This is a genomic window from Streptomyces sp. NBC_01451 (genome assembly GCF_036227485.1).
GTDB lineage: Bacteria > Actinomycetota > Actinomycetes > Streptomycetales > Streptomycetaceae > Streptomyces.
This window is the reverse complement of record NZ_CP109479.1, coordinates 4,764,485-4,782,822: the sequence shown is the minus strand read 5'-3', so window position 1 is coordinate 4,782,822 and position 18,338 is coordinate 4,764,485. Positions and strand designations below refer to the sequence as shown.

Here is an 18,338-nt window from a genome sequence, read left to right as displayed (position 1 = left end):
GACTCACTCCTCGCGCTACTCCGACGAGGACTGATCGCCCTCGTCCGGGCCGATGGTCGCGGTACCCTCGGCCGACTCGTCCACGGCGTCCTCGCCGTCGACCGCCTCGGCCTCGCTTCCCGCCTCGGCGTTTCGTGCGATGCCGACCACGGCATCGCGCTTGCCCAGGTTGATCAGTTGGACGCCCATGGTGTCACGGCCCGTCTCCCTGACCTCATTGACTCGCGTACGAATCACACCGCCGGAGAGCGTGATGGCGAGGATCTCGTCGGTCTCCTCCACCACCAGCGCACCGACGAGAGAACCGCGGTCCTCGACGATCTTGGCAGCCTTGATACCCAGGCCGCCACGCCCCTGGACGCGGTACTCGTCGACATTGGTCCGCTTCGCATACCCGCCGTCGGTAGCAGTGAACACGAACGTACCGGGTCGAACAACATTCATCGAGAGCAGCTGGTCTCCCTCACGGAAGCTCATGCCCTTGACACCCGAGGTGGCCCGGCCCATCGGACGCAGTGCGTCGTCCGTCGCCGTGAACCTGATCGACTGTGCCTTCCTGCTGATCAGCAGCAGATCGTCCTCTGCCGATACGAGTTCGGCGCCGATCAGTTCGTCGTCGGAACCGTCCTCCGTCTCACGGAGGTTGATCGCGATGACACCGCCCGAACGCGGGGAATCGTAATCCTTCAGAGGCGTCTTCTTCACCAGACCACCCTTGGTGGCCAGCACGAGGTAGGGCGCCGCCTCGTAGTCGCGGATCGCGAGGATCTCCGCGATCGCCTCGTCCGGCTGGAAGGCCAGCAGGTTGGCGACGTGCTGTCCACGCGCGTCACGTCCGGCGTCGGGCAGCTCGTACGCCTTCGCCCGGTAGACACGGCCCTTGTTGGTGAAGAACAGCAGCCAGTGGTGCGTGGTCGACACGAAGAAGTGGTCGACGATGTCGTCTTCCTTGAGCTTCGTGCCCCGCACGCCCTTGCCGCCTCGCTTCTGCGAGCGGTAGTCCTCGGTCTTGGTGCGCTTGACGTAGCCACCGCGCGAGATCGTGACGACGATGTCCTCTTCGGCGATCAGGTCCTCGATGGACATGTCACCGTCGAACGGAACCAGCTTGGAGCGCCGGTCGTCGCCGAACTTCTCCACGATCGCCGCGAGTTCCTCGCTGATGATGCCCCGCTGGCGCACGGGCGAGGCGAGGATCTCGTTGTACTCACGGATCTTCGCCTGCAGCTCGTCGTGCTCGGCGACGATCTTCTGGCGCTCCAGAGCCGCCAGCCGGCGCAGCTGCATCTCCAGGATGGCGTTGGCCTGGATCTCGTCGATCTCCAGGAGGCCCATCAGGCCCTCGCGCGCGATCTCGACGGTGTCACTGCGCCGGATCAGCGCGATGACGTCGTCGATGGCGTCCAGGGCCTTCAGGAGGCCACGCAGGATGTGCGCGCGCTCCTCGGCCTTGCGCAGCCTGAAGCGCGTACGCCGGACGATGACCTCGATCTGGTGCGTCACCCAGTGCCGGATGAACGCGTCCAGGGACAGGGTCCTCGGTACGCCGTCCACCAGCGCCAGCATGTTCGCGCCGAAGTTCGTCTGGAGGTCGGTGTGCTTGTAGAGGTTGTTCAGCACCACCTTGGCGACCGCGTCCCGCTTCAGGACGATGACCAGGCGCTGGCCCGTACGGGACGACGTCTCGTCGCGGACGTCCGCGATACCGCCGACCTTGCCGTCCTTCACCAGGTCGGCGATCTTCTGCGCAAGGTTGTCCGGGTTGACCTGGTAGGGGAGTTCGGTGACCACCAGGCACTGGCGGTTCTGGATCTCCTCGACGTCGACGACCGCGCGCATCGTGATGGAGCCACGGCCCGTGCGGTACGCCTCCTCGATGCCCTTACGGCCCACCACCAGCGCGCCGCTGGGGAAGTCGGGGCCCTTGATGCGCTCGATCAGCGCGTCGAGCAGCTCCTCGTGCGAGGCCTCGGGGTTCTCCAGGTACCACTGGGCGCCGGACGCGACCTCGCGGAGGTTGTGCGGCGGGATGTTGGTCGCCATACCGACCGCGATGCCCGCGGAGCCGTTGATCAGCAGGTTCGGGAAGCGCGCCGGCAGAACCGTCGGCTCCTGGTTGCGGCCGTCGTAGTTGTCCGTGAAGTCGACGGTCTCCTCGTCGATGTCACGGACCATCTCCATGGACAGCGGCTTCAGCTTGCACTCGGTGTACCGCATGGCGGCGGCCGGGTCGTTGCCCGGGGAACCGAAGTTGCCGTTGGAGTCCACCAGCGGCATCCGCATCGACCACGGCTGCGCGAGACGGACCAGCGCGTCGTAGATCGAGGAGTCGCCGTGCGGGTGGTAGGTGCCCATGACGTCACCGACGACGCGGGCGCACTTGTAGAAGCCCTTCTCGGGCCGGTAGCCGCCGTCGTACATGGCGTACAGGACGCGGCGGTGCACGGGCTTGAGACCGTCCCGTACGTCGGGCAGCGCGCGCGACACGATGACGGACATCGCGTAGTCGAGGTACGAGCGCTGCATCTCGGTCTCGAGCCCGACGGGCTCGACGCGCAGCGTGATCCGGCCCTCTTCGGGCGTGCCCGGGCCGGCGGGTGAAAGAGGTGTCTCGTCGGTCATTGCTGGTGAAGATCCTTTCTGATGCGGTCAGCTGAGACCGACTCAGATGTCGAGGAAGCGGACGTCCTTGGCGTTGCGCTGGATGAACGCGCGGCGCGCCTCGACGTCCTCGCCCATCAGGACCGAGAACAGGTCGTCGGCCTGCGCGGCGTCGTCGAGCGTGACCTGGCCGAGGACCCGGTGCTCCTGGTCCATCGTCGTGATGCGCAGTTCCTCGGCGTTCATCTCGCCGAGGCCCTTGAAGCGCTGGACCGAGTCGTCCCGGGTGCGCTTGCCGTTCTGCCTGCCGTGCTCGATCAGCGCGTCGCGCTCACGGTCCGAGTACGCGTACTCGAAGTCGTCCCGGCCCCACTTGATCTTGTACAGCGGGGGGCGTGAGAGGAACACGTGTCCGGCCTCGACCAGCGGGCGCATGAAGCGGAACAGGAAGGTCAGCAGCAGGGTGTTGATGTGCTGCCCGTCGACGTCGGCGTCCGCCATCAGGATGATCTTGTGATAGCGCAGCCTCGCGATGTCGAAGTCCTCGTGGACCCCGGTACCGAAGGCGGAGATCAGTGCCTGGATCTCCTGGTTCTGGAGGATCTTGTCGATCCTGGCCTTCTCCACGTTGAGGATCTTGCCGCGGATCGGGAGGATCGCCTGGTACTGCGGGTTGCGGCCGGACTTGGCCGAGCCGCCGGCGGAGTCACCCTCGACGATGAAGATCTCGCACTTGGTGGGGTCGTTCGACTGGCAGTCGGACAGCTTGCCCGGCAGGGACGCGGTCTCCAGCAGGCCCTTGCGACGGGTGAGGTCACGGGCCTTGCGGGCCGCCACGCGCGCGGTGGCCGCCTGGATGCCCTTGCGGATGATGTCCGAGGCCTCGTTCGGGTTGCGGTCCAACCAGTCGTTGAGGTGCTCGTAGACCGCCTTCTGCACGAAGGTCTTCGCCTCGGTGTTGCCGAGCTTGGTCTTCGTCTGCCCCTCGAACTGGGGCTCCGCCAGCTTGACCGAGATGATCGCGGTCAGACCCTCGCGGATGTCGTCGCCCGTGAGGTTGTCGTCCTTCTCACGGAGCAGCTTCTTGTCGCGCGCGTACTTGTTGATCAGCGAGGTCAGCGCGGCACGGAAGCCCTCCTCGTGCGTACCGCCCTCGTGCGTGTGGATGATGTTCGCGAAGGAGTACACACCCTCCGTGTAACCGCTGTTCCACTGCATCGCGACCTCCAGGGACAGGCTCTTCTCCCTGTCCTCGGCCTCCAGGTCGATGACGGTCGCGTGCACCACTTCTCCCTTGCGGGAGTTGAGGTACGTCACGTAGTCGACGATGCCGCCCTCGTAGTGGTACGAGACGGTCCTGACCTCGTCCTTCGCGTCGGCACCCGCCTCGTCCGCCCCGGTGGTGGCCTTCGCCACCTCACGCTCGTCCGTGAGGTTGATCGTCAGGCCCTTGTTGAGGAAGGCCATCTCCTGGAAGCGCCGCGAGAGCGTCTCGAAGGAGTACTCGGTCGTCTCGAAGATGTCGGCGTCGGCCCAGAAGGTGACCGACGTGCCGTGCTCGGTCGTCGCCTCGTGCTGGGCCAGCGGAGCAGTCGGGACGCCCAGCTTGTAGTCCTGCGTCCAGCGGTAGCCGTCCGTCCTGACCTCGACCGCGACCCTGCTGGACAGGGCGTTCACGACGGAGACACCGACGCCGTGCAGACCGCCGGAGACCGCGTAGCCGCCGCCGCCGAACTTGCCGCCCGCGTGGAGCACGGTCAGCACGACCTCAAGGGCCGGTTTGCCCTCGGACGGGACGATGCCCACCGGGATGCCCCGGCCGTTGTCGACGACGCGCACGCCGCCGTCGGCGAGGATCGTCACGTCGATGGTGTCCGCGTGACCGGCCAGCGCCTCGTCGACGGAGTTGTCGACGACCTCCTGCACCAGGTGGTGCAGGCCACGCTCACCGGTCGAACCGATGTACATGCCGGGTCGCTTGCGGACCGCGTCCAAACCCTCGAGGACGGTGATGGCGCTGGCGTCGTACGAGGCGGTGACCTCGTCGTTCATGGAGATCGCCTCGACGTTCGCGCCGGCGTCGGTGGACGGGATGTTCTCGTTGGGGTTGCCGGAATCGGCCACGAAGCGCCCTTTCTGGCACAGCACAAGCCGAACTCCGGAGTCCTCTCTTGGAGAGGGCGGCCGGAGCGGCTGCGGCGTGTTGCGTTGGTAAGCCTTAGTCAGCGGTGCACACCATTTCCCGGTGGTCCCCTCCAACGGGGCGGGATTAGCTCCCAGTCTACCGGTAGCGCCGACAGTGATGGGGGTTTGCCGGTACCTGAGTCCGCATGTGCCGCCCTCAACCGGTCTCTCCCGAGTCCCCATATACGGAGCGGGGCTCCAAGGGGCTTGGAGTGGCACTCAGCGCTTCCGGGTGTCAACCCTTGGCTACCGGGGAGTCAAGTAGGGATTCGCGAACGCGCGCACGACCGTCCGCGGGTTCCGGCCGCCCGTTCCATGTGACACAGCTCACCCACAGTGAATGGCGGGGCTCACCCGTAGGTGTCACCGGGGCCGACGCTCCCGGGCGCCCGCAGCGGGCCGAAACGCCGGGCCGGACCATGGGGTCCGAGCACCTTGATCAGCCGCACCCTGCCCTGCCCGAGATCCTCGTTCAGCCGTGCGACCAGCTGCGGCGCCAGCAGCCGTACGTTCGTCGCCCACGCCGTCGAGTCGCAGCGCACGGTCAGCACCCGCTCGTCCTCGTCGTACGACTCCGGCTCACAGTGCTTGGCCAGGTCCTCACCGACGATCTGCGGCCAGCGGCCCATCACCCCGCCCACCGCGGCCGGCGCCTCCCAACCGCGCTCCGTCACCAGCCGGTTGATCGCCGCCCCGAGCGCCATGGGATCACGTCCGTCACGGCCCGAGCCGGAACGCAGACCACCCCCGCGCCGCGACTGCTTCTTCTGCTGGGCCGCGTCCCCACGCGCGCGTGCCGCCTCTTTCGCCGCCCTGAGCGCCACCCGCGCGAGATCCACCCCCGAGGGCTCGGGAACCGGCTTGGGGGCCGCAGCGGCTGCGGGGGATGCGGGGGATTCCTCCGGGCTCTGCCCGGACACCGACCGGTCGGCAGTCATACGCGCTCCACCGCCCCCTCCGACACCGAGTACCGCGCCCCCGCCAGCACGTGCGGCACGTCGTCGTCGACCGCGGCCGTCACCAGCACCTGCTCACCGGGCGCCACCAGCTCCGCCAGCCGCTCCCGGCGCCGGGTGTCCAGCTCGGCGAACACGTCGTCGAGGACCAGCACCGGCTCGTTCCCCTCGGCCCGCAGCAGGTCGTACGAGGCCAGCCGCAGCGCCAGCGCGTACGACCACGACTCGCCGTGGGACGCGTACCCCTTGGCGGGCAGCTGGCCGAGCTTGAGATGCAGATCGTCCCGATGCGGTCCCACAAGGGTGACGCCCCGCTCGATCTCCTGCTTGCGGACCTCGGCCAGGGCCCCCATCAACTGCTCGTACAGCTCCTCACGCGCGTGTGCCTCGCCCGGCGCCGACGGCCTGTACTCCAGGGCGAGCGGACCGCCGCCGGGCGCCAGCTGCTCGTACGCCTTGTCGGCCAGCGGCTGGATCGCGGCGATCAGGTCGAGCCGCTGGGCCAGCAACTCGGCCCCCACGCGCGCGAGATGCTGGTCCCACACGTCGAGCGTCGACAGGTCCATCGTGCGCCCGCCGTGCCGCCGCGCCAGCGCCGCCGACTTGAGGAGCGTGTTGCGCTGCTTGAGAACCCGGTCGTAGTCGGAGCGCACACCGGCCATCCGCGGGGAGCGCAGGGTGATCAGCTCGTCGAGGAACCGCCGCCGCTCACCCGGGTCGCCCTTCACCAGCGCGAGATCCTCCGGCGCGAACAGCACCGTCCGTACGATCCCCAGTACGTCACGAGGCCTGACCTGCGACGACCTGTTGATGCGGGCGCGGTTCGCCCGGCCCGGGTTCAGCTCCAGTTCGACCAGCTGCTGCCGCTCGCCCTGCTTGACCTGCGCCCGGATGATCGCCCGGTCGGCGCCCATCCGGACCAGGGGGGCGTCCGAGGAGACCCGGTGGCTGCCCAGCGTGGCGAGATAGCCGACCGCCTCCACGAGGTTGGTCTTGCCCTGCCCGTTGGGGCCCACGAACGCGGTGACGCCCGGTTCGAGCGGGACATCGACCTCGGCGTACGAGCGGAAGTCGGCCAGCGACAGATGCGTGACGTGCATGGTCGTTCGCCGACCTCCCCCGGATCTGTGGACCGCTGAGCGGTCCTGTGGATTACTTCGTCTCGACCGCGTGGCCGCCGAACTGGTTGCGCAGCGCCGCGATCATCTTCATCTGCGGGGAGTCGTCCTGCCGGGACGCGAACCGCGCGAACAGCGACGCGGTGATCGCGGGCAGCGGAACCGCGTGGTCGATGGCGGCCTCCACGGTCCAGCGGCCCTCCCCGGAGTCCGCGGCGAAACCGCGCAACCGGTCCAGGTGCTCGTCCTCGTCGAGGGCGTTGACCGCCAGGTCGAGGAGCCAGGAACGGATGACGGTGCCCTCCTGCCAGGACCGGAAGACCTCGCGCACGTCCGTGACGGAGTCGACCTTCTCCAGCAGCTCCCAGCCCTCGGCGTAGGCCTGCATCATCGCGTACTCGATGCCGTTGTGGACCATCTTCGAGAAGTGCCCGGCACCCACCCTGCCCGCGTGCACCGCGCCGAGGTCGCCCTTCGGCTTGAGCGCCTCGAAGACCGGCTGCACCTTGGCGATGTCCTCGGCGTCGCCGCCGTACATCAGCGCGTAGCCGTTCTCCAGGCCCCAGACGCCGCCGGAGACACCGCAGTCGACGAAGCCGATGCCCTTGGCCGCCAGCTCCTCCGCGTGCTTCTCGTCGTCCGTCCAGCGCGAGTTGCCGCCGTCCACGACGACGTCGCCGGGCTCCAGGAGCTCGGCGAGCTCGTCGACGGTGGACTGGGTCGGGGCGCCTGCCGGGACCATCACCCACACCACCCGCGGGGCGCTGAGCCCGTCCACAAGCTCCTTCAGGCTGTGCACATCGGCGACGTCCGGGTTGCGGTCGTATCCGATGACGGTGAGACCTGCGCGGCGGATCCGCTCGCGCATGTTGCCGCCCATCTTGCCGAGGCCGACGAGACCGAGCTCCATCAGTTGTTCCTTAGGTTGCGACGTGGCATGAGGGCACTCGTGCTGCTCGTGCCCACGTCCGAGCCTAAACCCGGACGCCCACGCACATCTGTGGGCATACGCGCTCAAACGTATGCCCCCACCTGCGATGTTCCTCGTCGGAGGCGATCAGCGGCTCGGAGGACTCAGCCGCTGAGACGGACCGGCATGATCAGGTACTTGTACGCCTCGTCCGCCTCGGCGTCCACCGCCGGCTTGCCGCTGAGCAGCGCGGGCTTCGTGGACGTCGTGAAGGAGAGCTGGGCGACCGGGGAGTCGATGGCGCTCAGGCCGTCCAGCAGGAACGTCGGGTTGAAGGCGATCGAGACGTCGTCGCCCTCCAGCTGGGCGTCGACCCTCTCCACAGCCTGTGCGTCGTCGCTGGAACCGGCCTCCAGGATGAGCACACCCTGCTCGAAGCTCAGCCGCACCGGGGTGTTCCGCTCGGCCACCAGGGCCACACGCTTGACGGCCTCCACGAAGGGGGCCGTCTCGATCACGGCGATGGAGTTGAACTCCGTCGGGAACAGCGAGCGGTACTTCGGGAGGTCGCCCTCCAGCAGACGCGTCGTCGTGCGACGGCCGGCACCCTCGAAACCGATGAGGCCCTCGCCCGCGCCCGAGCCGGACAGCGCCAGGATCACGCTGTCGCCGCTCGTGAGCGCCTTGGCGGTGTCCAGGAGCGTCTTGGCGGGCACCAGGGCCACCGCCGACGCCTCCGGGTCCTCCGGCTTCCACAGGAACTCACGGACCGCGAAGCGGTAGCGGTCGGTCGAGGCCAGCGTCACCCTGTCGCCCTCGATCTCGATGCGCACACCGGTGAGGACGGGCAGCGTGTCGTCACGGCCGGCCGCGATGGCCACCTGGGCGGCGGCGGAGGCGAAGACCTCACCGGGCACCGTGCCGGTGGCGGTCGGCATCTGCGGCAGCGCCGGGTACTCCTCCACAGGCAGTGTGTGGAGGGTGAAGCGGGAGGAGCCGCACACCACCGTCGCCCGTACACCGTCTGTGGAGATCTCCACCGGGCGGTTGGGAAGGGCCCGGCAGATGTCGGCGAGCAGCCGGCCCGACACCAGGACCGTGCCCTCCTCGTCGACTTCGGCCTCCACCGACACCCGCGCGGAGACCTCGTAGTCGAAGCTCGACAGGCTCAGCTGGCCTTCCTCGGCCTTCAGCAGGAGGCCGGCGAGGACAGGGGCCGGTGGACGGGCCGGGAGGCTGCGCGCCGCCCAGGCAACTGCCTCCGCGAGTACGTCGCGTTCCACCCGGATCTTCACTGTTGCCGCCTCCTGCTGTTGCCGGCGCTTCTCGGCCTGCCTGGCTTCGTCGTCTGTCTCGGTGTCGTCGGTCCCTGTGCTGGGAAGGACACCGGGAACAGTCTGACGCACAGCACTGACAGTAGGTGCCTCTCGGGTCAAGTCGTGACGAGGGACAGCCGGGCTCCCGACAGCGAGTTGTGCACAGGACCCACTTCGAAACGGATTCCGAGCTCTCTCTAGTTGTCAGTAGTAGTAGGGGCTGTGGATACCGTGGATAACCCCGTTTTCGCAGCTCAGGCGGCAAATTTTGTCCACTGACCCTGTGGGTGGAGGCGGTGGATAACCCGGCCTCTCTGTGGAGAACAGAAAGTTCTGCACACCCCATGCACAGCCGGGGGCGACTTCTCCCCAGCGCCGTCCCCAGCTTTACCCACCTTTCCCACAGCCCAACCGGACGCCTTGGTGTGACGCCTTTCACTCGACGTGGTGAGGAGGCGCGTCGTGTTGCCGAACAGTGGACAGGGGTGTGGAGAAACCGGTGATCGCTGGGGACAACCGGCCGCAGCCTGTGGGCCGCCGGTGGACAACTCCGTGCACAGCCTGTGGATCATTTCTTTGTCCACAGCCTGTGGAGATCTTTTGTCCACCAATCCACAACCACCTGACCTGGTCTGATGGTCTATCACCAGCCTGGCCTGTGGACACAGTCTGGACAACTTCTGGGTCCCCAGGGTGTGGACGCGAGAAAGTCACCAAATCTGTGGAGGGTGGCCGTAACTCGGCGCGCGTTCGAACAGCGGGTTGCGGTACGGCAACGCCCGTCGCGTGCCAGAAGTGGCGAGGGCCCCGGCCGACACCCCTCAGGGAGCCGCCGGAGAACGGCGAAGGCGCCCCTGGGACACATCCCCAGGGGCGCCTTCGGTGTCGTGACGGCGCTGCTGTCAGCCGTTCTTGATGCGGTTGGTCAGCTCGGTGACCTGGTTGTAGATGGAGCGGCGCTCGGCCATCAGGGCGCGGATCTTGCGGTCGGCGTGCATGACGGTCGTGTGGTCGCGGCCGCCGAACTGCGCGCCGATCTTCGGCAGGGAGAGGTCCGTGAGCTCGCGGCACAGATACATGGCGATCTGACGGGCCGTGACCAGCTGGCGCCCGCGCGAGCTGCCGCAGAGGTCCTCGACCGTGAGGCCGAAGTAGTCGGCGGTCGCCGCCATGATGGCCGGCGCGGTGATCTCGGGGGTCGAGTCCTCGCCACCCGGGATCAGGTCCTTGAGGACGATCTCCGTGAGGCCGAGGTCCACCGGCTGCCGGTTGAGCGACGCGAACGCCGTCACCCGGATCAGCGCGCCCTCCAGCTCACGGATGTTGCGCGAGATGCGGGAGGCGATGAACTCAAGGACCTCCGGCGGGGCGTTGAGCTGCTCCTGGACCGCTTTCTTGCGGAGGATGGCGATCCGCGTCTCCAGCTCGGGCGGCTGGACGTCGGTGATCAGACCCCACTCGAAACGGTTCCGCAGCCGGTCCTCCAGGGTGACCAGCTGCTTCGGCGGCCGGTCGCTGGACAGCACGATCTGCTTGTTGGCGTTGTGGAGCGTGTTGAAGGTGTGGAAGAACTCCTCCTGCGTCGACTCCTTGTCCGCGAGGAACTGGATGTCGTCGACGAGCAGGATGTCCATCTCGCGGTAGCGCTTGCGGAAGCTGTCGCCCTTGCCGTCGCGGATGGAGTTGATGAACTCGTTGGTGAACTCCTCCGAGCTCACATATCGCACGCGCGTGCCGGGGTAGAGGCTGCGCGCGTAGTGCCCGATGGCGTGGAGCAGGTGCGTCTTGCCGAGTCCCGACTCCCCATAGATGAAGAGAGGGTTGTATGCCTTCGCGGGTGCCTCGGCCACGGCGACTGCCGCCGCGTGGGCGAATCGGTTCGACGCTCCGATGACGAACGTGTCGAACAGGTATTTGGGGTTGAGGCGTGCGGTGGGCTCGCCGGGGCCGGGGGCCGGGGTCTGCCGCGAGGCCGGCGAGCCGGGTGCGCCGCCGCCGGGACGCACGGCGCCCCCGGGTCCGCCCCGGTGCGCGTGACCGCCGTTCGACGGGGAGTCCGACAGGTCGCGGCGGCCGTCGCGCGGCTCGTACTCGGAGCGCTGCTGTCCGTAGTCACCGCGCTGCTGCTCGTAGTCGGAACGCTGTTGTTCGTACGGTGAGCGGTCGCGCGGGGGCTGCTGGCGGTAGTCCGAGGACGGTGACGCGTACGGGTCGCGCTCCGGGAAGCCGAGCCGGGGCTGCTGCCAGCCGTAGTCGTCCTGGGTCGGCCGGGGCCAGGCGCCGGGATCGGGGCGCTGGTACTCGGAGGGATAGGCGGGGCGGGCGGTGGGGAGCTGGTCCGCGTGGGAGGGCTGCTGGCCGTCGCGTGTCTGGGAGTGGTCGTCGGCGCGGTGGCGGCCGTATCCCTGGTACGGGTCGCGGGTCTGCGGGTGCTCGGGCCCCTCGTAGCGCGACTGCGGCGGGGCGGGGGGTGCGGGCGGGGACTGCTCGTCGACGGAGTCGTCCACGGTGATCGCGATGCGGATCGGCCGGCCGCATTCCCGGCTGAGTGTCTCGCTGACGATCGGCGCGAGGCGGCCTTCGAGCACACCTTTCGCAAATTCGTTCGGTACGGCGAGCAGTGCGGTGTCCGCGACCAGGGCCAGCGGCTGGCAGCGCCTGATCCAGCGCTCGTCCTTCACCTCGACGCCCTGCCCACGGCCCTCACCGAGGAGATGTTCCAGCACTCGTGGCCACACTGCGGCAAGATCGGCAGGTACGTCAGCCACAGGGCACGCTCTCTCACGGGTCCCACGAACGTGTGGTTCTGGGACGTATCGGGATGTACTTCGGGTGGGACGGGCGATAGGGAGTCCGGCCACGGTAGTCAGGGCGACCGGTGCGGTTCAAGTTGTTGTCCCCAGGCTGTGGATAGTGTCTCGCCCCGGGTGCTGGTTTGACCGGATGGCGTAGCCCCGCGTACCGTGACCAGGTCGAGTTGTCGATGGCTGCTGCCGCCTGCCTCCGATGGGCATAGATCACGTACGAGTGCTCCTACCAGGGCATCCTTCAGTGATCGGGAGCGGTGCAATCGGGCGTAAGCGAGCTACTCGTGGGCGCACGGTGACAGCCAAGACGGCACCCCGGTATCTACCGATTCTTTCTGGAGCCCCCGAGTGAGCAAGCGCACCTTCCAGCCGAACAACCGTCGCCGCGCGAAGACCCACGGCTTCCGCCTGCGGATGCGCACCCGTGCCGGTCGCGCGATTCTCGCGAACCGCCGTGGCAAGGGTCGCGCGAGCCTGTCCGCCTGATCCTGATCAGGTCATGACGTCGTGCTGCCTACCGAGCATCGGCTGAGGCGGCGCGAGGAATTCGCGACCGCGGTACGACGGGGCCGCCGGGCCGGCCGTCCGCTCCTCGTCGTCCACATTCGTAGCGGTACCACGGACCCGCACGCGCCTGGGGAGAGCGCTCCCCCGACGCGTGCGGGTTTCGTCGTCAGCAAGGCAGTCGGCGGCGCGGTCGTCCGCAACAAGGTGAAGCGCAGGCTTCGCCACCTGATGCGCGACCGAGTCGCCGAGCTGCCCCCCGGTAGCCTGGTAGTCGTACGAGCGTTGCCCGGTGCGGGCGACGCCGACCATGCACAGCTGGCCCGAGACCTGGACGCCGCTCTGCAGCGGCTGCTGGGAGGGGGCGCGCGATGAAGTACCCGCTGCTGGCTCTGATCAAGCTGTACCAGTGGACGATCAGTCCGCTGCTCGGGCCCGTGTGCAAGTACTACCCGTCGTGCTCCCACTACGGCCATACGGCCATCGACCGGCACGGTGCGGTCAAGGGGACGGCACTGACCGCCTGGCGCATCCTGCGGTGCAACCCGTGGTCGCTCGGCGGTGTGGACCATGTCCCCCCGCGCAAGCGCCCGCGGTGGCACGAAATGCTGCGCAACACCTGGCATGCACGCAAGGGCGGGACCTCCGCCGCCGGCGCGGCCATCGGGGGACAGAATCCTTCGAGTCCGGCCGCCGAGACCCCGTCCCATGTCCAAGGAGCATGATTAGTGGACACGATTGCCAGCATTTTCAGCTTCATCACGACACCCGTTTCCTGGGTCATCGTCCAGTTCCACAGTGTGTACGGCGCGATCTTCGGCCCTGACACCGGCTGGGCCTGGGGCTTGTCCATCGTGTCCCTGGTGATCCTGATCCGCATCTGCCTGATCCCGCTCTTCGTGAAGCAGATCAAGGCGACCCGGGCCATGCAGACGCTGCAGCCCGAGATGAAGAAGATCCAGGAGCGCTACAAGAACGACAAGCAGCGCCAGTCCGAAGAGATGATGAAGCTGTACAAGGAGACGGGCACCAACCCGCTCTCCTCGTGCCTTCCCATCCTGGCGCAGTCTCCGTTCTTCTTCGCCCTGTACCACGTCCTGAACGGCATCGCCTCGGGCGACAAGATCGGGGTCATCAACGCCGAACTGCTGGAGAGTGCCCGGAAGGCGCACATCTTCGGCGCTCCGCTGGCCTCGAAGTTCATGGACAGTTCGAGCAAGGTCGAGGCCCTCGGCGCCTCGATCACGGACGTCCGGGTCATCACCGCGATCATGATCGTCCTCATGTCGGCGTCGCAGTTCTACACACAGCGCCAGCTGATGCTGAAGAACGTCGACACCACGGTGAAGACCCCGTTCATGCAGCAGCAGAAGATGCTGATGTACGTCTTCCCGGTCATGTTCGCCTTCTTCGGCATCAACTTCCCCGTCGGTGTCCTCGTCTACTGGCTGACCACCAACATGTGGACCATGGGCCAGCAGATGTACGTCATCCGCAACAACCCGACGCCGGGCAGCAAGGCGCAGGCCGCTCACCTGGAGCGCCTCCAGAAGCACGTCACGCAGCACGGCAGGACCCGCAGCCGCGGTGAGCGTGCCATCGTGAAGGCCATCGTCGCCAAGGGCCGCGACCGCAACGAGTTCGAGCGCAAGTTCATCAACGGTCTCAACAAGGCGGGCCTCGCTGCCCAGCCCGACGGCACGGTGACGAAGGGCGTGAACCCGGAGCTCGCCGAGACCGAGGACGGTACGCCCGCCGCCACCGCCAAGCGTCAGCAGCCCAAGCGCCAGAGCAAGTCCCAGCGTCAGTCCGGCGCCAGGTCGGCGGGGGGTTCCGAGCCGGAGACCCCGACGACGTCGCTGATCAAGTCCGACGAGCCCGACGACGCCAAGCCGGCCGGAGGAGCCGCCAAGCAGGCCGCCTCCAAGCCCGCGTCCGGTACCCGCAGCAAGGCCCAGTCCGGACAGCGCAAGGGTCCGCAGCGTCCCAAGTCCCCGTCCAAGAAGTAAGAAGGAGTCCATCCCGTGACGGAAGGCACCACCACCTCCGCCGCAGCCGAGGGTGTCGACACCCTGTCCCGCCTGGAGCAGGAGGGTGAGATCGCGGCGGACTACCTCGAAGGTCTGCTGGACATCGCCGACCTCGACGGAGACATCGACATGGACGTCGAGGCCGATCGCGCCGCTGTCTCGATCATCAGCGACGCGGGCGGCCGTGATCTGCAGAAGCTGGTCGGCCGGGACGGCGAGGTACTGGAGGCCCTCCAGGAGCTCACGCGCCTGGCCGTGCACCGGGAGACCGGGGACCGCAGCCGGCTGATGCTCGACATCGCGGGCTACCGCGCCAAGAAGCGTGAAGAGCTCTCGGAGCTGGGCGCCAAGGCCGCGGCCGAGGTCAAGAGCTCCGGTGAGCCCGTCAAGATGAAGGCGATGACCCCGTTCGAGCGCAAGGTCGTGCACGACGCGGTGAAGGCCGCGGGCCTGCGCAGCGAGTCCGAGGGCGAGGAGCCCCAGCGCTTCGTCGTCGTCCTTCCCGCCTGATCGGTACGCACGTCCTTCCGGCCCCGTCTGTTGCGCAGGCGGGGCCGAACTTTGTCAGCCTGTAGTTCCCGGCAGCTGTTGGCCCCTTGTTCGTCCCCCGGTGGTCCTCGACAGCTCCAGTCCCTGTAGTCCTGGTGATCAGCGCCCAGTGCGCTCATGCGGTACGGAAGGACGGTCCCCCGTGACGGAGGCAGCGGAGCTCCCCCCGGCGCCCGAGCAGGCGCGCGAGGTGTTCGGCGATCGCTTCGCGGACGCGGTCCGATACGCGGAACTGCTCGCCGAGGCGGGTGTGCAGCGCGGGCTGATCGGTCCGCGTGAGGTGCCTCGCCTGTGGGAGCGGCACCTGTTGAACTGTGCGGTGCTCTCCGAGGTCGTGCCGGAGAACGTGACGGTGTGCGATGTCGGTTCGGGTGCCGGTCTGCCCGGCATTCCCCTGGCGCTGGTCAGGGAGGACCTGAAGATCACGCTGCTCGAACCGTTGCTGCGCCGGACCAACTTCCTCAGCGAGGTCGTCGAGCTGCTGGGCCTGGACCATGTCACGGTCGTCCGTGGCCGTGCGGAAGAGGTCATGGGGACGCTCCAGCCGGTCCATGTGGTGACGGCGCGCGCCGTGGCCCCGCTGGATCGTCTGGCCACCTGGGGCATTCCTCTGCTGCGTCCGTACGGGGAGATGCTCGCGCTCAAGGGCGACACGGCAGAGGAGGAGCTGAAGGCCTCGGCCACCGCACTGAGCAAGCTCGGGGCGGTCGAGACGTCCATCCTGCATGTGGGTGAGGGCGTGGTGGACCCGCTGTCGACCGTCGTGCGGGTCGTGGTCGGGGAGAGTCCGGGCGGAGTGCGGTTCGCGGCGAAGCGGGCCAAGGCGGCTCGGACAGGGCGGGTGCGGCGTCGGCGCTGATCTTCACGTTCGTTGATCCGTCCTGACGACGAGACTTACTCCACACAAGCTGCCTAACCTACACATCTCGGAGTGTCGCGCGGCCAGGGCCCTGGCAGGTGGGCATCTTGTTTCACGTGAAACGTCGCTCACTGCTGCACGGCATCATCAGCCGCGGCCGGGCCGCGGCCGCACCCCGCGACCGAAAGCCTCTTGGTTCACCCAGAGAGGTAACGGAGTTGTCCACAGAGGTGGATTTCTCCACAGAACACCAGGCCTCACTGGTTCACGACCCCGAAGACATGGCAGGCTCTGTTCATTGCGAGCCTGAAGTCGAGGAGAGTGAATCCTTGCGGTCCAACGCCAACATCGCGGGACCGATGACCGATCCGGTCCCCGGTCCCCGAACCGAGTCGATTGGGGAGGATGTTTCACGTGAAACACCGCCCCCGATGGACGACACTCCCATCGGTCGTGCTGCCCAATTGGCGGTGGAGGCTCTGGGGCGGGCCGGCGAAGGCCTGCCACGGCCGGAGCGGACCCGTGTCATGGTGGTCGCCAACCAGAAAGGCGGAGTGGGGAAGACGACGACAACCGTCAACCTCGCCGCCTCGCTGGCCCTGCACGGGGCTCGCGTCCTCGTTGTGGACCTCGACCCTCAGGGCAACGCTTCCACGGCGCTGGGGATCGACCATCACGCCGATGTTCCTTCCATCTATGACGTGTTGATCGACAGCAGGCCACTCTCGGAAGTCGTTCAGCCGGTCCCTGACGTCGAGGGCCTCTTCTGTGCACCCGCCACCATCGATCTCGCCGGTGCGGAGATCGAACTGGTGTCGCTGGTGGCACGAGAGAGCCGGCTTGAGCGAGCGATCCAGGCGTACGAGCAGCCTCTGGACTACATCCTCATCGACTGCCCGCCCTCGCTCGGCCTTCTGACGGTCAACGCACTCGTCGCCGGCGCCGAGGTTCTCATTCCGATCCAGTGCGAGTACTACGCACTGGAAGGCCTGGGCCAGCTGCTGCGCAACGTCGATCTGGTTCGGGCCCATCTCAACCGTGACCTTCAAGTAACGACGATCCTGCTCACCATGTACGACGGCCGGACGCGCCTCGCGTCCCAGGTCGCGGACGAGGTGCGCAACCACTTCGGCGACGAGGTGCTGCGGACGAGCATTCCGCGCTCGGTCCGAATCTCCGAGGCGCCGAGCTACGGACAGACGGTGCTCACCTACGATCCAGGATCGAGTGGCGCCCTGTCCTATCTTGAGGCGGCCCGGGAAATCGCGCTGAAGGGTGTCGGCGTCAGCTATGACGCGCAGCACGCCCACATCGGCGCACAGAGCGAACAGAGCATTGTGGAGGGTATTCAGTGAGCGAGCGACGGAGGGGGTTGGGTCGTGGTCTCGGCGCACTGATCCCAGCTGCACCGACCGGAGACAGGCCGACGCCACCGGCGATGGGGGGCACCGCCTCCACCTCACCGGCCGCGGTTCCCGTACTCACGGCTGAGCGCGGAGTGGCTGCGGCGAAGGTTGCCACGTTGCCGCCTGTTTCACGTGAAACAGAGGATGCCTACTCGAACGAATTCGGGGAGGTCCCGGCGCCTCCCATCGGCGCCCACTTCGCCGAGCTGCCCATCGACTCCATCACGCCGAACCCGCGACAGCCGCGTGATGTGTTCGACGAGGACGCACTGGCGGAGCTGGTCACCTCCATCAAGGAGGTCGGTCTCCTCCAGCCGGTCGTCGTGCGGCAGGTGGGTGCCACCAGCTACGAGCTCATCATGGGCGAGCGGCGCTGGCGGGCCTGCCGTGAAGCGGGCCTTGAGGCGATCCCGGCGATCGTGCGGGCCACGGACGACGAGAAGCTCCTGCTGGACGCACTGCTGGAGAACCTCCACAGGGCTCAGCTGAACCCACTGGAGGAGGCGGCGGCCTACGACCAGTTGCTCAAGGACTTCCACTGCACGCACGATCAGCTGGCGGACCGGATCGGCCGTTCCCGGCCGCAGGTTTCCAACACCCTGCGTCTGCTGAGGCTCTCGCCGGCGGTCCAGCGCCGTGTCGCCGCCGGAGTGCTCTCCGCCGGGCACGCTCGTGCGCTTCTCTCCGTGGACGACTCGGAGGAGCAGGACAAGCTGGCCCACCGGATCGTGGCCGAAGGGCTTTCGGTACGGGCCGTCGAGGAGATCGTGACCCTGATGGGCTCGCGGCCGACGGCGGCTACGAGGTCCAAGGGGCCGCGGGCGGGTGCCCTGGTGTCTCCGGCGCTGACCGATCTCGCAGGTCGTCTCTCGGACCGCTTCGAGACACGGGTGAAGGTCGACCTGGGGCAGAAGAAGGGCAAGATCACTGTCGAGTTCGCCTCGATGGAAGACCTTGAGCGCATCCTCAGCTCTCTCGCCCCGGGCGAGGGTCCGGTTCTTCAGAAGAGTCTTCTGGACGACGACTCCGACAACTCCGAGGACTCGGAGGACTGAGAGCTTGGTCGGCCCGGGCGGCTTCCGCCCGATCGGCGGCCGG

General features: G+C 67.6%; 15 protein-coding genes. 8 read left to right on the top strand and 7 right to left on the bottom strand.

Annotated features, from left to right (window positions below; genetic code table 11):
• Nucleotides 1-15: 15 nt before the first annotated feature.
• From gyrA to dnaA, 7 genes are all read right to left on the bottom strand, one after another.
• Nucleotides 16-2,622 carry a DNA gyrase subunit A gene (gene gyrA, locus OG595_RS20980; RefSeq protein ID WP_329274046.1) on the bottom strand — a complete coding sequence of 869 codons (2,607 nt, stop codon included), beginning with the start codon at nt 2,620-2,622 and terminating at the stop codon, nt 16-18.
• Nucleotides 2,623-2,664: 42 nt separating this feature from the next.
• Nucleotides 2,665-4,725, bottom strand: a complete 2,061-nt coding sequence (gene gyrB, locus OG595_RS20975; protein ID WP_329274043.1) for a DNA topoisomerase (ATP-hydrolyzing) subunit B — start codon at nt 4,723-4,725, stop codon at nt 2,665-2,667.
• 410 nt (nt 4,726-5,135) lie between these two features.
• A complete protein-coding gene (locus tag OG595_RS20970) occupies nt 5,136-5,723 on the bottom strand; it encodes a DUF721 domain-containing protein (protein ID WP_329274040.1) in 588 nt (195 codons plus the stop codon).
• Nucleotides 5,720-6,841: a DNA replication/repair protein RecF gene (gene recF / locus OG595_RS20965; protein WP_329274037.1), complete on the bottom strand. Its 1,122-nt coding sequence runs from the start codon at nt 6,839-6,841 to the stop codon at nt 5,720-5,722. The genes OG595_RS20970 and recF overlap by 4 nt, the downstream gene beginning before the upstream one ends.
• A gap of 52 nt (nt 6,842-6,893) precedes the next feature.
• Complete coding sequence (gene gnd, locus OG595_RS20960; RefSeq protein ID WP_329274035.1) at nt 6,894-7,769, bottom strand: phosphogluconate dehydrogenase (NAD(+)-dependent, decarboxylating); 876 nt, start codon at nt 7,767-7,769, stop codon at nt 6,894-6,896.
• A gap of 164 nt (nt 7,770-7,933) precedes the next feature.
• Nucleotides 7,934-9,064 (bottom strand): DNA polymerase III subunit beta, encoded by a 1,131-nt coding sequence (gene dnaN, locus OG595_RS20955; RefSeq protein WP_329283075.1) that lies wholly within the window; start codon nt 9,062-9,064, stop codon nt 7,934-7,936.
• Nucleotides 9,065-9,987: 923 nt separating this feature from the next.
• Nucleotides 9,988-11,853, bottom strand: coding sequence for a chromosomal replication initiator protein DnaA (gene dnaA / locus OG595_RS20950; protein WP_329274033.1), 1,866 nt, complete (start codon nt 11,851-11,853; stop codon nt 9,988-9,990).
• 387 nt (nt 11,854-12,240) lie between these two features.
• Between dnaA and rpmH the strand changes: the two genes are divergently transcribed.
• The 8 genes from rpmH (at nt 12,241) to OG595_RS20910 (ending at nt 18,295) form a co-directional block, all read left to right on the top strand.
• Nucleotides 12,241-12,378: a 50S ribosomal protein L34 gene (gene rpmH / locus OG595_RS20945; protein WP_006381191.1), complete on the top strand. Its 138-nt coding sequence runs from the start codon at nt 12,241-12,243 to the stop codon at nt 12,376-12,378.
• A 21-nt stretch (nt 12,379-12,399) separates the two neighbouring features.
• Complete coding sequence (rnpA, locus tag OG595_RS20940) at nt 12,400-12,771, top strand: ribonuclease P protein component (RefSeq protein WP_329274030.1); 372 nt, start codon at nt 12,400-12,402, stop codon at nt 12,769-12,771.
• The gene (gene yidD / locus OG595_RS20935; protein WP_329274028.1) at nt 12,768-13,121 is read left to right on the top strand and encodes a membrane protein insertion efficiency factor YidD; all 354 of its coding nucleotides are present in this window, start codon (nt 12,768-12,770) and stop codon (nt 13,119-13,121) included. The genes rnpA and yidD overlap by 4 nt, the downstream gene beginning before the upstream one ends.
• Nucleotides 13,122-13,124: 3 nt before the next feature.
• A complete protein-coding gene (gene yidC / locus OG595_RS20930; protein WP_329274026.1) occupies nt 13,125-14,405 on the top strand; it encodes a membrane protein insertase YidC in 1,281 nt (426 codons plus the stop codon).
• 15 nt (nt 14,406-14,420) lie between these two features.
• Nucleotides 14,421-14,936 carry a Jag family protein gene (locus tag OG595_RS20925; protein ID WP_329274023.1) on the top strand — a complete coding sequence of 172 codons (516 nt, stop codon included), beginning with the start codon at nt 14,421-14,423 and terminating at the stop codon, nt 14,934-14,936.
• Between the two features lie 181 nt (nt 14,937-15,117).
• A complete protein-coding gene (gene rsmG, locus OG595_RS20920) occupies nt 15,118-15,834 on the top strand; it encodes a 16S rRNA (guanine(527)-N(7))-methyltransferase RsmG (RefSeq protein WP_329274021.1) in 717 nt (238 codons plus the stop codon).
• Nucleotides 15,835-16,115: 281 nt separating this feature from the next.
• Complete coding sequence (locus OG595_RS20915) at nt 16,116-17,189, top strand: AAA family ATPase (RefSeq protein ID WP_164408513.1); 1,074 nt, start codon at nt 16,116-16,118, stop codon at nt 17,187-17,189.
• A complete protein-coding gene (locus OG595_RS20910) occupies nt 17,186-18,295 on the top strand; it encodes a ParB/RepB/Spo0J family partition protein (protein ID WP_329274018.1) in 1,110 nt (369 codons plus the stop codon). Before OG595_RS20915 ends, OG595_RS20910 begins: the two co-directional genes overlap by 4 nt.
• The last annotated feature ends 43 nt before the right edge of the window (nt 18,296-18,338 follow it).

Coding starts and splice junctions, on each gene's coding strand:
- gyrA (WP_329274046.1), bottom strand. CDS start 2,622: ATGACCGACGAGACACCTCTTTCACCCGCCGGCCCGGGCACGCCCGAA.
- OG595_RS20915 (WP_164408513.1), top strand. CDS start 16,116: ATGGCAGGCTCTGTTCATTGCGAGCCTGAAGTCGAGGAGAGTGAATCC.
- gnd (WP_329274035.1), bottom strand. CDS start 7,769: ATGGAGCTCGGTCTCGTCGGCCTCGGCAAGATGGGCGGCAACATGCGC.
- recF (WP_329274037.1), bottom strand. CDS start 6,841: ATGCACGTCACGCATCTGTCGCTGGCCGACTTCCGCTCGTACGCCGAG.
- OG595_RS20970 (WP_329274040.1), bottom strand. CDS start 5,723: ATGACTGCCGACCGGTCGGTGTCCGGGCAGAGCCCGGAGGAATCCCCC.
- yidD (WP_329274028.1), top strand. CDS start 12,768: ATGAAGTACCCGCTGCTGGCTCTGATCAAGCTGTACCAGTGGACGATC.